Raw genomic sequence first — 18126 nt, 5'->3', positions numbered from 1 at the left:
ATCAGACTCCCCATTTTGGAATGGGATGGTCGCCCATCGAGATGCAGACGTTTTTCATCTCTGCGAACACGTCGAAGCTGTATTCACCGCCTTCACGCCCGGTGCCGGAGGCCTTCACGCCGCCAAACGGCTGGCGCAGGTCACGCACGTTCTGGGTGTTGACGAATACCATGCCCGCTTCGATATTGCGCGCCAGGCGCAGCACTTTACTGATGTCCTGCGTCCAGATGTACGACGCCAGGCCGTATTCCACGTCGTTGGCCAGGCGCAGACCTTCCGCTTCGTCCTTAAACGGCAGCAGGCAGGCCACCGGCCCGAAAATCTCTTCCTGCGCCACGCGCATGCGGTTGTCGACATCTGCCAGCACGGTCGGGCGCAGGAAGTTGCCGCCTTTCAGGTGCGCGGGCAGATCGGTGGGTTTGTCCGGGCCGCCTGCCAGCAGGGTGGCTCCCTCTTCAATGCCGAGACGGATATAGCCGGAGACTTTTTCCCAGTGTTGCTGGCTTATCAGTGCGCCAACCTGGGTGTTCGGATCGGTCGGGTCGCCCACGCGCAGACGGTTGGCGCGTTCGGCAAAGCGCTTTACGAACTCCGGGTAGATGCTCTGTTGAATGAAGATGCGTGAACCGGCGGTGCAGCGCTCGCCGTTGATGGAGAAGATGGTGAACAGGGCGGCATCCAGTGCGCGCTCAATGTCGGCATCTTCAAAAATCAGCACCGGGGATTTTCCCCCCAGCTCCATTGAGTATTTTTTCAGGCCGGCGTTCTGCATGATACGGCGTCCGGTGGCAGTGCCGCCGGTAAAGGAGACGGCACGCACGTCGTGATGGCGTACCAGCGCGTCGCCCGCCGTTGCGCCATAGCCCTGCACCACGTTTAGCACGCCTGCCGGAATACCCGCTTCCAGCGCCAGCTCGCCCAGACGGTCAGCGGTCAGCGGCGAAAGTTCAGACATCTTCAGCACCGCGGTATTGCCCAGCGCCAGACACGGTGCGACTTTCCAGGTGGCGGTCATAAACGGTACGTTCCACGGCGACACCAGCGCGCAGACGCCAACGGGCTGCACCAGGGTGTAGTTGAGCATTTTGTCGTCGACCGGGTAGGTTTTGCCGTTCATCTGCTGGCACACTTCGGCGAAGAACTCGAAGTTATGCGAGGCGCGCGGGATCAGCACGTTTTTGGTCTGGTGGATCGGCAGGCCAGTATCGGCAGTTTCCATTGCGGCGATCTCAGGGACGTTTTGATCGATAAGATCCCCGAGACGACGCATCAGGCGTGCGCGCTCTTTCATCGGCAGATTGGCCCATTTCGGGAATGCCTCTTTTGCCGCCGCAACCGCCTGATTAATTTCTGCTTCACCGCCGGCGGCCACTTCAGCCAGCACTTCGCCGGAGGCCGGGTTAGTGGTGTGGAAGTAGTCGCTTCCTGCTACGTTTTTGCCGTTGATCCAATGGTTAATCTTTTTCATTTTGCCGTTTCCTCACTCACAATTCGGTTCACCAGGCGGCCAACGCCTTCCACTTCCACCACCACTTCGTCGCCAGGCACTACGTCGGAAAGGCCTTTTGGCGTGCCGGTGGCGATCATGTCGCCCGGTTGTAAGGTCATAAATTCGCTCAGGTACGCAATCAGGAACGGGATGCTGAAGATCAGATCCGCCGTGGTGCCTTCCTGGCGTAGCTCGCCGTTAACGAAGGTGCGCAGGGTTAAGTTGTGCGGGTCGGGGATAGCTTCTTTGGGCACCACGTTGGGGCTGATGGGGGTTAACCCGTCGCGGCTTTTCACCCGCAGGTTCGGGCGGTAGTAGTTTTCCAGGTAGTCGCGAATGGCGTAGTCGTTACACACCGTGTAGCCCGCCACATAGTCCATCGCCCCGGCTTCGCTGACCTTGCGTGCGGTTTTGCCGATCACCACCACCAGCTCCGCTTCGTAGTGCATGTAGTCGACGTTGTCCGGGCGTACCGACGTCTGGTTGTCGCCGTTAAAGGTGTTCGGTGCTTTGATGAACACCAGCGGTTCAGTCGGCGGCTTAAAGTCCAGCTCGCTGGCGTGATCGGCGTAGTTCAGGCCCAGCGCAAACAGCGTGGCGTGAGGGTGTGGGCGTTGAACGGTGGCGACGTCGCACGCCTCAACCACCGGGTTTTCCAGGGGCGGGAACCCTTTCGCCAGGATGCGCACGCGATCGCCGGGGCGCAGCGCCACGCGCGAGTGTGGCGTGCCAATCAGAATGGCATCGCCGGGGTTGAGGGTGGCGAATTCGCTCAGGGCGCTCAGCAGTTCGGCCGCGTTACGCTGCAGATCTGCGGTGTTCCAGTGGTCGGCTTCGCGGCCATTGATCTCGGTGATGATGGTCAGGTTATCGACGTTATCAACGGCGACAAGCTCACCCAGAGGGCAGAAGCCGTCACGGCATTTGGCTTTGATCGCCGGGCGGTAAAAGCTCTCTTCCGGCAGGCTCACCTCGTTGGCCAGCGCGTATCCGGCGATGTACTCCGCAGCGTCTTCCACGTGTACCTTGCTGGCCGTTTTGCCGACCACCAGAGCCACCGTTGCACCGCTTAACACCGTTTCCCCATGCGGAAACGGGATGGGTTCACCTGCGCGGATCACGGTGTTATGGGGTTTGATAAACCATACCGCCGTTTTAGGTGGGGTGTGATAAGGGGCTTTTTCAAACGCGTCGCCCCAGGCATCACGCTGGCTGCGATGGTTAAGCGCCACGGCAAAAACAGTACCTTTCATTGACTACTCCTCAGGCCGGGGATCCGGGTTGTGATTTCATTAATATGTTAATGATCTGATTTTATGCTTTTGCTGTTTGTTTCGCAATCAGAAGTGAAGAAATTGTGATATGAGTAACAATAAATTTACATATCAATTTTAAATTCTATATAAATCATTCTGTTAATAAAATTGACTGGTTTCTGTTAGACTTTTTGATGTAAAACGTGTTGTTTATAAAAACATCTTTTTTAAATTGTTTACTTGTTAATGATTGGCGGGGAGAGGCTATGCATGACTCATTAACCATCGCGCTGTTGCAGGCGCGGGAAGCGGCGATGGCTTACTTTCGCCCGATTGTGAAGCGGCATAATCTGACCGAACAGCAGTGGCGGATTGTGCGCGTGCTGGCAGAAAGCCCGTCGATGGATTTTCACGACCTGGCGTTTCGGACCTGCATTTTGCGTCCGAGCCTGACGGGCATTCTCACGCGCATGGAGCGCGACGGTCTGGTGCTGCGCTTAAAGCCGGTGAATGACCAGCGCAAGCTGTACGTGTCGCTGACCAAAGAGGGGAATGTGCTGTATGAGCACGCACAGGCGCAGGTGGAAGAGGCGTATCAGCACATTGAAGCGGAATATACGCCGGAGAAGATGAAGCAACTGACGACGCTGCTGGAAGAGTTTATCGCGCTCGGCAATCGCCATATTGCAGAGCGCGGGGAAGAGGAATAATTCAGCCCTCCGGTTTTGCCAGGTGGATCAACGTGTCGATACGCGCGGGGGAAAGGGGCTCGCGCGGTTGTGGCAGCGGCCAGCCGTACAGCCAGCGGGCGCTGGTGGCGCAGGTTTTTCCCTGGCAGGCACCCATCCCACAGCGTGATGCGAGCTTCGCCGCCTGCCAGCTTTCGGCATTTTGCACATCGCCGCAGCGCACGTCCTCGCAGCGGCAGAGCAGCGTATCCGCAGTGACAACCTCTTTTAGCGCGTCCGGTAAGGCAAAGGTGGTATGTAGCGCCCGGGAAAAACGTTGCCAGCGGGCACGGGCGGCGATGGCTTTTGCTGCCTTTTCGGGATTATTCGCCGCGATATAACCCGCTATTTCCCCTTCCGCCAGCGCCAGCTCGCTGCCGCCAAAGCCGGTGCATTCCCCTGCGGCGTAGATATCCGGCACGCTGGTGCGTTGCCCTGCATCAACCCAAATTGCCTGATTTTCCGTTTTGCAGCCAAAAATCAATCCGGGTTCAAGGTTCGGCACCAGTCCGTAACCGATAGCCAGCCTGTCGCAGGCGATCTCCCGGGTGTTTCCCTGATGACGTACGGAGACGGAGTGCAGATGTGAGACACCCTGCGCACGGATAACCTGGCTTGCCGGGTGATAGTGGGCGGGGAAAAGCTCGCCGAGCTGGCGCAGTTTTTCAGGCCAGCGCCAAAGCCCCGCCGCGAAGCGGGCCAGCGCGCTCACCGGAGCCTGTTCGATGATGGCAACGATATTTCCGCCCGCGCGTTTCACCGTGCTGGCGACCGCCAGTAGCAGCGGGCCGCTTCCGGCAATGATCACCCGTTCGCCGTTGAGCGACAGGCCATGTTTAATCTGTGCCTGTAGCCCTCCGGCTCCCGTCACGCCGGGTAACGTCCAGCCGGGAAACGGCAGCGAAAGCTCGCGCGCACCGCAGCATAAAATTAACCGCTGCCAGCGGATCTCTCCGCAGCCATCTGCGGTTTCAAAAACAATGGAATGCGCGTGAGGACGGGCAATCAGCCGCGCGCCGTTCAGCAGCGTAATGCGCGGCTGTTCTGCCACTGCCAGGCGAAGGCGACGGGCCCGTCGGGGCAGCGAGACCTGCGGGCCATCGCGCCAGATTTGCCCGCCAGGACGCGGGTTGTCGTCAAGAACCATGACCGATTTTCCGCAGCGTGCGGCGGCCAGCGCCGCCGATAGCCCGGCTGGCCCTGCGCCGAGGATCAGAATTTCGCAGTCAAACATTCGCATACTGGCTCCTTTCAATCACCATATCGGGCTGGCATTCCGTCTGGCAGGCCAGCACCCGGCATCCGTTTACCGTGACGCGACACTCCTGGCATATTCCCATTCCGCAGAAGGGCGCTCGCCGTTCGCCGCTGACCGAGTGGCGTGTGACACCGTTGCCCATCAGAGCCAGTGCTGCCGCGATGCTGATACCAACGGGAACCTCGCAGGGCTGGCCGTCGATAATCATGTTCAGGATCGTCATGCGATGGCCTCCTGTTTGTACAGCCGTGCGGGAAGCCAGGCGTTTGGGGAAACCGCCGGGCGCTCGCCCAGGATCTGCGCGCTAAGCAGCTCGGCGGTTGCGGGGGCCGTCGTGACGCCCAGCCCTTCATGACCCAGCGCCAGCCAGACACCCGGACGTGTGGGATGCGGGCCAATGAGCGGATTGCCGTCTGCCGATGCAGCGCGAAAACCGCTCCAGCAGCGGATGATATTCAGGCTCTCCAGCGAGGGTAAAAAATGACGTGCGCGCGCCAGCATTTGTGCCAGCAAGGGGAGATCCAGCTCGCGGTCCGTGTTATCGAACTGGCGGGAAGAGCCAATCAGTAACTGTCCGGTGGGGCGAGGCTGGATGTTAAACGCCACCGACGTTCCGCCTGCGTGGGCGCTGGCCCCGTATCCCAGCTCCACTAGCTGGTGGCTGAGCAACGGGCCGTAACGGTCGGTGATCGCCAGCTGGCCTTTTTTCGCCCTGAGCCAGTTTTCCTCCAGCAGCGTGTTGGCATTCAGACCACAGGCGATGACGATAGCGCCCGCACGCAGACGTTCACCGCTGCGCAGGGTGACGTAAGGAGCCTCGACAGAGAGGGCGCTATCACGAAGATGCGTGACGCCGGCATCGTCAATAAACCAGCGGGCGACGTTCGGTGCGTAGACGATACTGTCACCGGGCACCCACAGCCCGCCGGTGAGCCGGGAGGTGAGCAGGGGTTCGCGTGCGGCAAGCTGCTCGCGGGTGAGCATCTCGCTGGTGACCTGGACCTGTGCCATCCGCTGCTGTTTTTCCTCTGCCAGCGCAAGCTCCTGCGCAGTTTCCGCCAGCCACAGGGTGCCGCATCCGCGCCAGGCGCAGCTTTCCGGCATCCGGGGGGTCAGTTCCCGCCAGCGTGCCAGAGACCAGGCAGAGAGGGTGAGTTCGGCGGGGTCGTCATCCATACAGACCAGGTGACCCATACCCGCTGCCGTCGCCCCGGCGTTGCCGTCGTCGACCAGCGTGACCCGTTGCCCGCGCTTTGCCAGTTGCCAGGCGCAGGCCGCGCCGATAATCCCGGCCCCGATGACAATCACGTCACTTTCGATCACAGCGCGATCCCCCAGCGGAACGGATCGCCAGCATTGAGGATCAACCGGTTATCACCGCAGACCCACGCCTCACCGCGGATCGTCGGTACGATTTTGTCGCCATGCGGCACGTAGTGGGCGGTAAATTCGCTGCCGATGATACTCGCCTGTCGCCAGGTTTCTCCGGGCCTGAGTTTGCCATCCGCCGCCAGACAGGCCAGCTTGGCGCTGGTACCAGTGCCACAGGGCGAGCGATCCCAGGCTTTACCGGGGCAGAGTACAAAGCTGCGGCTGTCCGCATGGGTATCCTCAGCAAACAGTTCGATATGGTCGATAATGCCGTCATGTTCGCCGCGAATACCTGCATGTTCTAGCCCTTCACGGATTGCCCAGGCGTATTCGGTCAATTCAGGGAGCTTATCCGGCGTGACTGCAAACGGATGATCGCTGACGAGGAAGAACCAGTTGCCGCCCCAGGCGATATCGCCCGTGACCGTGCCGTGGGCGGTTTCTACCTGCACCTGCTTACGCCAGCGATAAGCCGGGACGTTTTCGACTGAGACGCTGCCATCTTCGTGCAGCGTAGCGGTAACGTCACCCACCGGGGTTTCAATCACGTGTCGGCCTGGCTGAATGCGCCCAAGCCAGGCCAGCGAGGCAATAAGCCCGATAGTGCCGTGGCCGCACATGTTCAGAAAGCCGCAGTTGTTGAAGAAGATGACCCCCGCCGTGGCCTGCGGTGAAACTGGCTCACAGAGCAGGGCTCCGACCAGCACGTCGTTACCGCGTGGCTCAAGGATGATGGCTTTACGCCAGTCGTCGTAATCGCGGGCAAAGCGCGCCCGGCGCTCGGCCATGCTGCCTGTTCCCAGATCCGGAAAACCGTCGATGACCAGGCGGGTGGGTTCGCCGCCGGTGTGGGAGTCAATTACTCTCAGTTCACTGTGCTGCGCTGTCATGGGATCTCCGGGAAGTTAAAATCTTGTTGCTAAATGCTGGCGTAAGCCTGACGTTCCGGCTTGATCGCTTTCGTCACCGGAAATGACGAAATCAGCACAGTGACCGGTTTCATTCTTAAGTGAAATTCATATTTATTTCTTATTAATCATTCTGTTGATGGTGTGGTAAGCCAAAAAAGGGGACTGCGCCAGTGGATGATACAGAGGAAATGACAAACCTGCGGCAGGATCGCAAAACGCAGCATGGGGGCTTGATGAGTTAATGAAAAGTTAATAAAGATCCAGCTCACTAATCGGGAGGAAGCGTTATGTCCTGTGTTATTGATGATGTGCTGGCTCCGTCGCCGGTGCTGGAAGTGTCTGAACTCAGCCAGATATGTGAAGGGCTGGCGCGCCAGCGTCCGGAAGATATCCAGATGTTGCTGAATGCGATAGCGTTGATTGCACCCTTGCTCAATGCCATTCCTGACGTGGTGTTTTTTGTTAAAGACGTGCAGGCGCGCTATCTGATGGTCAACATGACCCTGGCACGCCGCTGTGGGTTTAAGAACGTTGTTTCTCTGCTGGGCAAAACCTCTGCCGATGTGTTCCCTTCCGCGCTGGGGCAGGGGTATACCGAACAGGATATGCGGGTGTTGCGTGAGGGGGTGACCCTGCGCGATCAGCTGGAGATGCATCTCTACAATGGTCGTGAGCGCGGCTGGTGTTTGACTCAGAAGCTGGCGCTTCGGGATGCGCAGGGCCAGGTGATCGGCATGGCAGGCATTTCGCACGACTTGCAGGAAGCGCAGGCGCGTCACCCGGCGTGGCAGCGGCTGGCGATTGTCGATGAGCATATCCGCAACCATTACCACCGGCCAATCGCGATGGAAGAGCTGACCGCGCTGAGCGGCATGTCGGTGGCGCAGATCGAACGCTACTGTAAGCGCATTTTTCACCTCACCCCACGCCAGATGATCCACAAGGTGCGGCTGGAAAAGGCCACCGAGCTGCTGGCCGGCGATACGCCGATTACCGATATTGCCCTGCAATGTGGTTATACCGATCACAGCGCGTTTAGCCGCCAGTTTAAAGCGATGACCGGCTCTACGCCGCGTGATTTTCGCATCACGCTGGCCGGGTAAGACAAACTCACTGTGCTAATTTCGTCATCAAAGGGGAGGAAAACCACCAAGCCGTCGGTCGCCTGAAACGTCAATCTGTCAGTGAATGTTCACCATTCATTCACTTTGATTTAACAAATTGACGACAAGGAACTGAACATGAGCAAGAAAGCCATTCACTGGAGCGGTGTATTTCCGGCAGTCACTACCCAGTTTCGTAGCGATTACTCTCTCGATCTGGATGCCACCCATGCAGTGATGAAAAACCTGGTCAGGGATGGTGTTTCCGGCCTGGTGGTGTGCGGCAGCGTGGGGGAGAACACCTCGCTGACCACGCAGGAAAAGCTGCAGATTATCGAGGTGGCGAAAGACGCGGCGGGCGGTCAGATCCCGGTGATTGCCGGGGTGGCTGAATTCACCACCGCGTTTGCGCAGAAGATGGCGAAAGAGGCTGAGCGCGTGGGCGTTGACGGTATTATGGTGATGCCTGCGCTGGTTTACTCCTCTAAGCCGCATGAAACTGCCGCCCATTTCCGCAGCGTGGCGACCGCCACCGACCTGCCGATCATGGTGTACAACAACCCGCCAATCTACAAAAACGACGTGACGCCGGACATTCTGGCGACGCTCACCGACTGCGACAACATCGTCTGCTTCAAAGACTCCTCCGGCGATACCCGCCGTTTTACCGACCTGCGTAACGCCGTTGGTGACCGCTTTGTGCTGTTTGCCGGGCTGGATGACGTGGTGGTAGAGAGTATTGCCGTTGGGGCGGAAGGCTGGATCTCCGGGATGTCGAACGCTTTCCCACGTGAAGGGGAGACGTTGTTCCGCCTGGCGAAGCAGCAGCGGTACGAAGAGGCGATGGCACTTTACCGCTGGTTTATGCCGTTGCTGCATCTGGACGCGCGTCCGGATCTGGTGCAGTGCATTAAGCTTTGCGAAGAGTTGCTGGGACGCGGCAGTGCCATTACCCGTCCACCGCGTTTAGCGCTGGAAGGGGAGACCCGTGCGCACGTGGTGGCGGTTGTTGAGAAGGCGCTGGCGACCCGACCGCAGCTGCCGGACGTAGGCCTCTGAGAAAAGGAACGACGATGACTTTATCTCTCTGCATATCAGGCCAGCAGTTTATCGCCGGACGCCGCGTGGCAAGCGGTGAGGCGACGCTGCCGGGCCTGCGTGCCGCTGACAATGAGCCGACCGGATACCGTTTCTTCCCGGCCTCCCGCGAGGAGGTCGCCGCTGCGGCACTGGCGGCTGAGCAGGCGTTCCCTGTCTTTTCGCAGACCTCACCCGAGGTGCGCGCCCGCTTTCTCGATACCCTCGCCGACGAGCTGGATTTACTCGGCGAGGACTTTTTCGCGATAGCTCACCAGGAGACGGCGCTACCGCTGCCACGGCTGCAGGGAGAGCGCGCCCGTACCAGCAATCAGCTGCGGATGTTTGCGGGTGTGCTGCGCCGGGGTGACACCTTTGGCGTGCGTATTGATACCGCGCTGCCTGCACGCCAGCCGCTGCCGCGCCCGGATCTGCGCCAGTATCTGACCGCGCTGGGCCCGGTGGCGGTGTTCGGTGCCAGCAATTTCCCGCTGGCCTTTTCCACGGCAGGAGGCGATACCGCTTCTGCACTGGCGGCAGGCTGTCCGGTGGTGGTGAAAGCGCATCCCGGACATATGGCAACGGCGGAGTTGACCGCGCAGACCATTGTGCGCGCAGTTGATAAATCGTCGCTGCCTGCGGGCGTTTTTAACATGATTTTCGGCACCGACATTGGGGCTGAGCTGGTTCGCCATCCGGCTATTCAGGCGGTCGGTTTTACCGGCTCACTGCGCGGCGGCAAGGCGCTGTGGCAGCTGGCGCAGCAGCGTCCGCAGCCTGTTCCGGTCTTTGCGGAAATGTCAGCCATTAACCCGCTGATGATTCTGCCTCAGGCGTTAGCTACCCGGGCAGAGACGCTGGCAAATGAGCTGGTGGCCTCCTTCACCCTGGGCTGTGGGCAGTTTTGTACGAAGCCGGGGCTGATCCTCGCCCTGCGGGGGGAGGGTTTTACCCGCTTCACTCAGGCGCTGAAGGCGGCGGTGAATCAGGCTCCGGCACAGACCATGCTGAATGCCCCGACGCTGGCGCACTATCAGGAAGGCGTCAGCGCGTTTGAGGCGCATCCCGCTATTCAGCGGCTGGCGGGAGCTGACGGATCGGCCACAGGCTGCGCACAGGCCCGGCTGTATCAGGCTCCGGCTTCGCTGCTGCTGGCAGAGGATCCACTGTTACAGCATGAGGTGTTCGGCCCGATGGCGGTGCTGGTGGAGGTGGCTGACGAGGCTGAACTGTTGTCTATTCTGCGCGCCATCCCGGGCCAGTTGACTGCGACGGTTCACGCGGAATCTGACGACGGGCCGCTGGCGCAGCGCCTGCTGCCTGCCCTGAGCGAAAAAGCAGGGCGCGTGCTGTTTAACGGTTATCCGACCGGGGTGGAAGTGTGCGATGCGATGGTACACGGCGGTCCGTGGCCTGCCACCACTGACTCACGCGGTACTTCCGTAGGGACAAAAGCCATTGAGCGTTTTCTGCGCCCGGTGTGCCTGCAAAACGTGCCTGCCGCACTGTTGCCGCCTGCTGTCCAGGATGCCAACCCCCTGAACCTGCTGCGCCAGATTAACGGGCAGTGGACCCGGGAAGCCATTTCCCCCTCTGTTGACTGAAGGGCTTGACCATGACGATCCACTCTACGCATCAAACACAGTCCCGCGTTGTTGAGTCGGGGAAATTTAAAAAGCAGCTCACGCTCACCGACCTGACGTTTATCGGTCTTGGGGCGATCTTCGGCTCCGGTTGGCTGTTTGCTGCAAGCCATGTGGCATCCATTGCCGGGCCAGCGGGGATTGCCTCGTGGGTCATCGGCGGGATTGCGGTTCTGCTGCTGGGGATTGTCTATTGTGAGCTGGGGGCCGCGCTGCCCCGCGCCGGGGGGATTATCCGTTATCCGGTGTTCTCCCACGGTGAGCTGATGGGCTATCTGCTCGGCTTTATTACGCTGATTGCGTTCTCCAGCCTGATCTCTATCGAGATTGTGGCCGCGCGCCAGTATGCGGCAGCCTGGTTCCCGATGCTGACTCAGCCCGGGTCGAGTGACCCGACGCTACTGGGCTGGGGGGTGCAGTTTTTGTTGCTGTGTTTCTTCTTCGGACTGAACTACTACAGTGTGAAAACGTTCGCCCGCTCCAATAACATCATCAGTATTCTGAAGTTTTTGGTGCCACTGGCGGTCGTCGTCACCCTGTTTACCTTCTTCAGGCCTGAGAACCTGCACGTTCAGGGCATTGCGCCGTTTGGCATGTCGGGCGTGGAAGCGGCGATCAGCGCGGGGGGGATAATCTTTGCCTACCTGGGGCTGACGCCAATCATCTCGGTGGCGAGCGAAGTGCAGAACCCGCAGCGTACCATCCCGGTGGCGCTGATTTTGTCGGTGGTGCTGTCGACGATTATCTACGTGCTGCTGCAACTGGCGTTTCTCGGCAGTATTCCGACGGAGATGCTGGGTAGCGGCTGGGCGGAGATCAGCAAGCAGTTTTCGCTGCCGTACCGGGATATCGCCATTACGCTCGGGATGGGCTGGCTGGCATTTATGGTGGTGTGTGACGCGATTGTCTCCCCAAGCGGCACTGGCAATATCTATATGAACGCCACGCCGCGCGTGATTTATGGCTGGGCGAAAGCGGGGACGTTCTTTAAGGCATTCACCCACATTGATAAAGAGTCAGGCATTCCGCGTCCGGCGCTGTGGCTGACTTTCGCGATGTCTATCTTCTGGACGCTGCCGTTCCCGTCATGGGAACAGCTGATTAGCGTGGTGTCGGCAGCGCTGGTGCTGAGCTATGCCATTGCACCGGTCACGGCGGCGGGGCTGCGCCGTAATGCGCCGGATCTGCCGCGCCCGTTCCGCGTGCGCGCTTTCGGGGTGATCGGCCCGGTGTCATTTGTGATTTCGGCGTTGATTGTGTTCTGGTCTGGCTGGGGCACGCTGTCGTGGCTGCTGGGGCTGCAAATTGTGATGTTTGTGGTCTACGTGTTGTGCAAATCTAAAGTGCCGGTGCATACCGTCAGCCTGGCGCAGCAGGTGAAATCGTCCCTCTGGCTTATCGCCTTCTACGCGCTGATTATGCTCTTCTCCTGGCTTGGCAGCTTTGGTGGTTCGGGAGTGATTGCGCATCCGTGGGATACAGTCATCGTGGCGGTGATGTCGCTGGGAATTTACTACTGGGGCGAGCGAACCTGCCTGCCGCAGGCTAACTTTACCGGGGACGAAGAAGAGTAAGAGGTGTCGGTAATGGAGATGGTCAACCTCTCGTTAACAGAGGCTTATGCGCTGGCACACCGGGTGCTGCGCGGGAATGGATTCAGTGAGGCACATGCCGCCGTGGTGGCAAAAAATGTCACCCACGGTGAGCGTGATGGTTGTGCCTCGCATGGTTTGTGGCGGTTGCTGGGGATTGTTGCGACCCTGCACAAAGGGAAGGTGTCGCCAGACGCTGAGCCGGTTATCACCGATACCGCGCCCGCCATCGTGAAGGTGGACGCCGGTGGGGCATTTTCCCTGCTGGCGTTCGAGCGGGCGCTCCCGCTGTTGATGGAAAAGGCACGGCACAGCGGAATGGCTGCTCTGGCGATTAATCGTTGCGTACACTTTTCGGCGCTGTTTGCCGATGTCGAGCCGTTGACGGATGTGGGGCTGGTGGCACTGGCTACCACCCCCAGCCATGCGTGGGTCGCCCCCGCTGGCGGGACGAAGCCACTGTTTGGCACTAACCCGATTGCGTTTGGCTGGCCGCGCGGGGATAAACCACCGTTTATCTTTGATATGGCCACCAGTGCGGCAGCCCGCGGTGAGATCCAGCTCCATCAACGGGCGGGAAAAGCGGTACCGGAAGGGTGGGGGATCGACCGCGACGGCCAGGCCACCACGGATGCGCAGGCGATCCTCGACGGTGCGATGCTGACGTTCGGCGGATATAAAGGTTCAGCGCTGGCGGCGATGGTTGAACTGCTTGCCGGGCCGCTGATTGGCGACATGACCAGCGCGGAGTCGCTGGCGTGGGATAATGGCGCAGGCGGATTGCCCTATGGTGGTGAGCTTATTCTGGCGCTGGATCCGGATCGCTTCCTGGGTACGGACGCAGCGCGGCATCTGGCGCGTGCCGAGACGCTTTTTATCGGGATGCAGCAGCAAGGCGCTCGTCTGCCGGGTGAGCGTCGCTATTTTTCTCGTGAGCGTACGATCCGCGAGGGAGTGAATATAACCCATTCACTTTTCAGGGATATCTCTTCTCTGATCAAATAATCGTCGGCGTTATCAACATATCAGGAGGGATTATGTCCTTCCTGGTAGTACGTTTTTCGTAAAGTTTTCCTTTCCCAGGCCGAAAATTCTGTTATCTGTCTGATGGAAAGAGAAAACATGTTAAATCGTATCAAGATTGTCACCAGCTTAATGCTGGTTCTCGCTATTTTTGGCCTGTTACAACTTACCTCCGGTGGTCTTTTCTTCAATGCCCTCAAGCATGACAAAGAGAACTTCACCGTCCTGCAAACCATTCGCCAGCAACAATCCACGCTGAACGGCAGCTGGGTTGCGTTGCTGCAAACCCGTAACACCCTGAACCGTGCGGGCATCCGCTACATGATGGATCAGAGCAATATTGGCAGCGGCGCGACCGTTTCCGATCTGATGCACATTGCTTCTGCGTCTCTGAAACAGGCGGAAAAAAACTGGGCTGACTACGAAGCCCTACCGCGTGACCCGCGTCAGAGCGACGCCGCAGCGATGGAAATCAAACGTAACTACGATATCTACCACGGTGCGCTGGCGGAGCTGATCCAGCTGTTGGGTGCAGGCAAAATCAATGCGTTCTTCGATCAACCAACCCAGAGCTATCAGGATGGTTTTGAGAAGCAGTATGTGAGCTACCTGCAGCAGAACGACAAGTTGTACCAGACCGCGGTGGAAGACAGCAACAGCTCTTACAGCCAGGCTATCTGGGTGCTGATTAGCGTGCTGGTTGCCGTGCTGGTAGTGATTATTGCCGTCTGGCTGGGTATTAAGCAGGCGCTGATCTCCCCGCTGAACCGTCTGATCGACAGCATTCGCCATATCGCCAGCGGCGACCTGGTGAAACGCATTGATGTGGAAGGTTCCAACGAGATGGGGGTTCTGGCCGACACGCTGCGTCATATGCAGGGTGAGCTGGTGCGTACCGTGGGTGATGTGCGTAACGGTGCGAACGCCATCTACAGCGGCGCGAGCGAAATCTCGATGGGTAACAACGATCTCTCTTCCCGTACTGAACAGCAGGCTGCTTCCCTGGAAGAGACCGCTGCCAGCATGGAACAGCTGACCGCGACGGTTAAGCAGAACGCCGAGAACGCCCGTCAGGCGAGCAACCTGGCGCTGAGCGCGTCTGAAACCGCGCAGAAAGGCGGTAAAGTGGTGGATAACGTGGTGCAAACCATGCGCGACATCGCCGGCAGTTCGCAGAAGATTGCTGATATTATCAGCGTGATCGACGGTATTGCTTTCCAGACCAACATTCTGGCACTGAACGCGGCGGTAGAAGCGGCGCGTGCGGGTGAGCAGGGGCGTGGTTTTGCCGTGGTTGCGGGTGAAGTGCGCAACCTGGCACAGCGCAGCGCCCAGGCGGCACGCGAAATTAAGAGCCTGATTGAAGACTCCGTTGGCCGCGTGGAAGTGGGTTCTACCCTGGTAGAAAGCGCGTAAGCGTAAAGCCAGCACCGTATGTAGCCATTAAGCCAGTGCTGGTAACTTAGACGCCCACCTGTTACAGACGGACATCTAAGTATGGAATCCCAATCCTGGCGAAAAGAACCCCGTAAAAATTATCCCAATGACTTCAAGCTTCGTATGGTCGAACTGGCCTCCCGCCCCGGTGCCTGCGTTGCTCAGATTGCCCGTGAAAACGGCGTCAATGATAACGTCATCTTCAAATGGCTTCGGCTCTGGCAGGATGAAGGCCGCATATCACGTCGCCTCCCGGCAACGGTCGAAGCTTCACCATCACCGATGATGCTGCCTGTCGAAGTGATACCTAACCCAGCGCCAACAGGTGAGACGAACACAGCTCCGGATCAGCTCTCAACGTTGAATGCCACCTCCTGTTGTGTTGAGTTCCGTCACAGCAAAATGACGCTTGAGAACCCGTCACCAGAGTTGCTTGCCGTGCTGCTTCGTGAGCTGACCGGGAGAAGCCAGTGATATCCCTTCCGTCAGGCACCCGTATCTGGCTGGTTGCCGGGGTCACCGATATGCGAAAATCGTTCAATGGTCTGGGCGAGTTAGTACAGCATGCCCTTGAGGAAAACCCCTTCTCCGGTCACCTGTTTATCTTCCGTGGCCGCAAAGGCGATACCGTGAAGATCCTCTGGGCTGATGCTGACGGCCTGTGCCTGTTTACCAAACGGCTGGAAGAAGGCCAGTTCATCTGGCCTGCTGTACGCGATGGCAAAATCGCCATCACCCGCTCACAACTCGCCATGCTCCTCGATAAGCTGGACTGGCGTCAGCCAAAAACAGCCCGCCTTAACTCACTGACAATGTTGTAAAAAGAGCATGACCGCATTATAAATGGGGTCATGAGTCAGGACTATCTCGCCCGTATCGCCGCGCTGGAAGACGCGCTTCGCCAGAAAGACAGTCAGCTCAGCCTCGTTGCAGAGACTGAGTCGTTCCTGCGTTCGGCGCTGGCGCGCGCCGAAGAGAAAATCGAGAACGAAGAACGCGAAATAGAGCATCTGCGCGCACAGATAGAAAAACTGCGGCGGATGCTGTTCGGTACCCGCTCCGAAAAACTTCGCCGACAGGTTGAAGATGCAGAAGCCCTGCTGAAACAGCAGGAACAGCAAAGCGATCTCTACAACGGACGGGAAGACGATCCGCAGGTTCCGCGTCAGCTTCGCCAGTCTCGTCACCGCCGACCTCTCCCTGAACATCTTCCTCGCGAGATCCATCGTCTGGAGCCAGCAGAAACCTGCTGTCCGGGTTGCGGTAGTGATATGGCCTGGCTCAGTGAAGTCAGCGCGGAACAGCTGGAGCTGGTATCCAGCGCCCTGAAAGTGATCCGCACGGTCAGGGTGAAAAAGGCCTGCACCCGATGCGACTGTATCGTTGAAGCCTCAGCACCATCACGCCCCATCGATCGGGGTATCGCCGGGCCGGGTCTGCTGGCCCGCGTGTTAACGGCCAAATACTGCGAACACCTGCCGCTCTATCGCCAGTGCGAAATCTTTGCCCGCCAGGGCGTGGATCTGAGCCGGGCTCTGCTCTCCAACTGGGTGGATACGTGTTGCCGGTTGATGGCACCGCTGGATGAAGCCCTTTATCGCTACGTGATGGACTGCCGCAAACTGCATACGGATGACACCCCGGTGCCGGTGCTGGCACCGGGCAGAAAGAAGACGAAAACCGGGCGCATCTGGACGTATGTGCGTGATGATCGGAACGCTGGATCGTCAGACCCGCCAGCGGCGTGGTTCGCCTTCTCCCCGGACCGACAGGGGAAACATCCTCAGCAACATCTTCGCCATTATCATGGTGTGCTGCAGGCGGATGCCTTCGCAGGCTACGATCGGTTGTTCAGCGCAGAGCGTGATGGTGGTCCGTTAACAGAAGCCGCATGTTGGGCCCACGCGCGCCGCAAAATCCACGACGTCTATATAAGTACTCAGACGGCCACAGCAGAAGAAGCCCTGAAACGTATCGGCGAGCTGTACGCGGTGGAAGAGGAAATACGCGGCCTCCCGACAGCAAAGCGACTGGCAGCCAGGCAATCCCAAAGCAAGCCACTGCTGGCATCCCTGCATGACTGGTTGGTGGAAAAAAGCGCAACGCTGTCGAAAAAATCCCGGCTGGGTGAGGCGTTCGCATATGCCCTGAACCAGTGGGATGCGCTGTGCTACTACTGTGATGATGGCCTGGCAGAAGCTGATAACAACGCCGCTGAGCGGGCATTACGTGCAGTATGTCTGGGAAAGAAAAACTATATCTTCTTCGGCAGCGATCATGGCGGCGAGCGCGGAGCCCTGCTGTATGGTCTCATCGGAACATGCAGGCTCAATGGTATCGATCCGGAAGCCTACCTTCGTCATATCCTGAGCGTACTGCCGGAGTGGCCCAGCAACAAAGTGGCGGAACTGCTGCCATGGAACGTAGATCTCACCAATAAATAATCGTCAATACGGCGCTCACTTAACGCTTACACTTATTCAGCCTCAATCGCTGACTATATTTCAGGCCACCACTTAGTTCACATTTGATTTAAACCTAGTGATGCTAGGCAATGTCCGCTTCTGTCAAGAAGCGGACTCTAAGTCACCGTTTACAGTAATCTTGGTGAAGACTATGTCGATAGCAGACGAGCTTTAGAAGTTTGAACTAACTGAGAAGCAACAGAGATGGGTACCAGCATCGATATGTTCCTGTTTAACGGTTTCATCACTGAAAGGTGTGTCGTTTAGCGTCAGACCATAGTGCTGTTCAAGCAGATGAGTAAGTAATATTTGTCAGATAGCGACAGATGACGGGCATGACTTCGCTGCGCGCAGACTTGTTGCAGGTAGATATTTCATTATAGCTCTCATGAAGTAATTAACGTTGAGTGGGATAAACAGCGATATATACGTAACCACAACTACCAAGCGTATCGGCTGCGCAGGTGAATCCGTTGTGGTAAAGCGTGACGCAGTGCTGATTGCGGGGATTGAGCTCGCCGCTGATGAGCATTATTTCCAGTTGTTTGAGTATCAGGGGAAAAGCTTGGTCCAGGCGCAACACATCCTTGTCGCTGAAAGCACCGTTGAATCCGGCCCGGTCAGCGAGAAAATGCAGGCGGTTGCCTTCCTGCACCAGGCGAGCTCCAAAACAGGGTATGATCGTACTCTTTAGTCCCCACTGCTGGCAGGCGGGATTCTCCGGAGTGGTACCGGATACTGAGTGATTGTTCATTATTGTTCCTGATTAAAGG

The 18126-nt window shown here is 58.4% G+C and carries 16 protein-coding genes and 2 pseudogenes; 10 read left to right on the top strand and 8 right to left on the bottom strand.

The genetic code is table 11. The features are described from left to right. Position 1: 1 nt before the first annotated feature. Both hpaE and hpaG read right to left on the bottom strand, forming a co-directional pair. Positions 2-1468 carry a 5-carboxymethyl-2-hydroxymuconate semialdehyde dehydrogenase gene (hpaE, locus tag HV318_RS16800; RefSeq protein ID WP_182273600.1) on the bottom strand — a complete coding sequence of 489 codons (1467 nt, stop codon included), beginning with the start codon at positions 1466-1468 and terminating at the stop codon, positions 2-4. Next, positions 1465-2742 carry a 4-hydroxyphenylacetate degradation bifunctional isomerase/decarboxylase gene (gene hpaG, locus HV318_RS16795; RefSeq protein ID WP_182273599.1) on the bottom strand — a complete coding sequence of 426 codons (1278 nt, stop codon included), beginning with the start codon at positions 2740-2742 and terminating at the stop codon, positions 1465-1467. The genes hpaE and hpaG overlap by 4 nt, the downstream gene beginning before the upstream one ends. 269 nt (positions 2743-3011) lie before the next feature. On the opposite strand from hpaG, the gene hpaR reads away from it, so the two are divergent. Next, positions 3012-3455 (top strand): homoprotocatechuate degradation operon regulator HpaR, encoded by a 444-nt coding sequence (gene hpaR, locus HV318_RS16790; protein ID WP_182273598.1) that lies wholly within the window; start codon positions 3012-3014, stop codon positions 3453-3455. Between the two features lies 1 nt (position 3456). Here hpaR and HV318_RS16785 read toward each other — a convergent pair whose 3' ends face one another. From HV318_RS16785 to HV318_RS16770, 4 genes are read right to left on the bottom strand one after another with little or no spacing between them, the layout of a single operon-like run. Next, complete coding sequence (locus HV318_RS16785) at positions 3457-4713, bottom strand: NAD(P)/FAD-dependent oxidoreductase (RefSeq protein ID WP_182273597.1); 1257 nt, start codon at positions 4711-4713, stop codon at positions 3457-3459. Then, the gene (locus tag HV318_RS16780) at positions 4700-4954 is read right to left on the bottom strand and encodes a (2Fe-2S)-binding protein (protein WP_182273596.1); all 255 of its coding nucleotides are present in this window, start codon (positions 4952-4954) and stop codon (positions 4700-4702) included. Before HV318_RS16780 ends, HV318_RS16785 begins: the two co-directional genes overlap by 14 nt. Further along, on the bottom strand, positions 4951-6054 hold the full coding sequence (locus HV318_RS16775; RefSeq protein WP_182273595.1) for an NAD(P)/FAD-dependent oxidoreductase: 1104 nt from the start codon (positions 6052-6054) through the stop codon (positions 4951-4953). The genes HV318_RS16780 and HV318_RS16775 overlap by 4 nt, the downstream gene beginning before the upstream one ends. After that, complete coding sequence (locus HV318_RS16770) at positions 6051-6992, bottom strand: 4-hydroxyproline epimerase (RefSeq protein ID WP_182273594.1); 942 nt, start codon at positions 6990-6992, stop codon at positions 6051-6053. Before HV318_RS16770 ends, HV318_RS16775 begins: the two co-directional genes overlap by 4 nt. Before the next feature lie 308 nt (positions 6993-7300). Between HV318_RS16770 and HV318_RS16765 the strand changes: the two genes are divergently transcribed. From HV318_RS16765 to tnpC, 9 genes and pseudogenes are all read left to right on the top strand, one after another. Continuing rightward, positions 7301-8116: an AraC family transcriptional regulator gene (locus tag HV318_RS16765; RefSeq protein ID WP_182273593.1), complete on the top strand. Its 816-nt coding sequence runs from the start codon at positions 7301-7303 to the stop codon at positions 8114-8116. A 138-nt stretch (positions 8117-8254) separates the two neighbouring features. After that, a complete protein-coding gene (locus HV318_RS16760; RefSeq protein ID WP_182273592.1) occupies positions 8255-9175 on the top strand; it encodes a dihydrodipicolinate synthase family protein in 921 nt (306 codons plus the stop codon). Between the two features lie 14 nt (positions 9176-9189). After that, a complete protein-coding gene (locus HV318_RS16755; RefSeq protein WP_182273591.1) occupies positions 9190-10797 on the top strand; it encodes an aldehyde dehydrogenase (NADP(+)) in 1608 nt (535 codons plus the stop codon). Between the two features lie 11 nt (positions 10798-10808). After that, positions 10809-12410: an APC family permease gene (locus HV318_RS16750; RefSeq protein WP_182273590.1), complete on the top strand. Its 1602-nt coding sequence runs from the start codon at positions 10809-10811 to the stop codon at positions 12408-12410. Positions 12411-12422: 12 nt separating this feature from the next. Then, complete coding sequence (locus HV318_RS16745) at positions 12423-13433, top strand: Ldh family oxidoreductase (RefSeq protein ID WP_182273589.1); 1011 nt, start codon at positions 12423-12425, stop codon at positions 13431-13433. A gap of 117 nt (positions 13434-13550) precedes the next feature. Then, positions 13551-14864 (top strand): annotated as a pseudogene (locus HV318_RS16740) (methyl-accepting chemotaxis protein); the annotation flags it as partial. A gap of 84 nt (positions 14865-14948) precedes the next feature. Next, positions 14949-15362: an IS66-like element accessory protein TnpA gene (tnpA, locus tag HV318_RS16735; RefSeq protein WP_182271313.1), complete on the top strand. Its 414-nt coding sequence runs from the start codon at positions 14949-14951 to the stop codon at positions 15360-15362. Further along, positions 15359-15709: an IS66 family insertion sequence element accessory protein TnpB gene (gene tnpB, locus HV318_RS16730; RefSeq protein ID WP_135699773.1), complete on the top strand. Its 351-nt coding sequence runs from the start codon at positions 15359-15361 to the stop codon at positions 15707-15709. The genes tnpA and tnpB overlap by 4 nt, the downstream gene beginning before the upstream one ends. Positions 15710-15739: 30 nt before the next feature. Continuing rightward, positions 15740-17332 carry an IS66 family transposase gene (tnpC, locus tag HV318_RS16725; protein WP_182271314.1) on the top strand — a complete coding sequence of 531 codons (1593 nt, stop codon included), beginning with the start codon at positions 15740-15742 and terminating at the stop codon, positions 17330-17332. 222 nt (positions 17333-17554) lie between these two features. On the opposite strand, the pseudogene HV318_RS16720 reads toward tnpC, so the two are convergent. After that, a pseudogene (locus HV318_RS16720) lies at positions 17555-17731 on the bottom strand (TA system toxin CbtA family protein); the annotation flags it as partial. 19 nt (positions 17732-17750) lie between these two features. Beyond that, positions 17751-18107, bottom strand: coding sequence for a type IV toxin-antitoxin system YeeU family antitoxin (locus HV318_RS16715; protein WP_182273588.1), 357 nt, complete (start codon positions 18105-18107; stop codon positions 17751-17753). Positions 18108-18126: the final 19 nt, after the last annotated feature.

The organism is Enterobacter sp. RHBSTW-00901 (genome assembly GCF_014103115.1).
Lineage (GTDB): Bacteria > Pseudomonadota > Gammaproteobacteria > Enterobacterales > Enterobacteriaceae > Enterobacter > Enterobacter cloacae_P.
Note: the sequence above shows the minus strand (reverse complement) of the source record. Positions and strands in the feature narration are given on the sequence as shown.

Coding starts and splice junctions, on each gene's coding strand:
- tnpA (WP_182271313.1), top strand. CDS start 14,949: ATGGAATCCCAATCCTGGCGAAAAGAACCCCGTAAAAATTATCCCAAT.
- HV318_RS16760 (WP_182273592.1), top strand. CDS start 8,255: ATGAGCAAGAAAGCCATTCACTGGAGCGGTGTATTTCCGGCAGTCACT.
- HV318_RS16750 (WP_182273590.1), top strand. CDS start 10,809: ATGACGATCCACTCTACGCATCAAACACAGTCCCGCGTTGTTGAGTCG.
- hpaE (WP_182273600.1), bottom strand. CDS start 1,468: ATGAAAAAGATTAACCATTGGATCAACGGCAAAAACGTAGCAGGAAGC.
- HV318_RS16770 (WP_182273594.1), bottom strand. CDS start 6,992: ATGACAGCGCAGCACAGTGAACTGAGAGTAATTGACTCCCACACCGGC.
- HV318_RS16780 (WP_182273596.1), bottom strand. CDS start 4,954: ATGACGATCCTGAACATGATTATCGACGGCCAGCCCTGCGAGGTTCCC.
- hpaG (WP_182273599.1), bottom strand. CDS start 2,742: ATGAAAGGTACTGTTTTTGCCGTGGCGCTTAACCATCGCAGCCAGCGT.
- HV318_RS16745 (WP_182273589.1), top strand. CDS start 12,423: ATGGAGATGGTCAACCTCTCGTTAACAGAGGCTTATGCGCTGGCACAC.
- HV318_RS16785 (WP_182273597.1), bottom strand. CDS start 4,713: ATGCGAATGTTTGACTGCGAAATTCTGATCCTCGGCGCAGGGCCAGCC.
- HV318_RS16765 (WP_182273593.1), top strand. CDS start 7,301: ATGTCCTGTGTTATTGATGATGTGCTGGCTCCGTCGCCGGTGCTGGAA.
- HV318_RS16755 (WP_182273591.1), top strand. CDS start 9,190: ATGACTTTATCTCTCTGCATATCAGGCCAGCAGTTTATCGCCGGACGC.
- hpaR (WP_182273598.1), top strand. CDS start 3,012: ATGCATGACTCATTAACCATCGCGCTGTTGCAGGCGCGGGAAGCGGCG.
- tnpC (WP_182271314.1), top strand. CDS start 15,740: ATGAGTCAGGACTATCTCGCCCGTATCGCCGCGCTGGAAGACGCGCTT.
- HV318_RS16715 (WP_182273588.1), bottom strand. CDS start 18,107: ATGAACAATCACTCAGTATCCGGTACCACTCCGGAGAATCCCGCCTGC.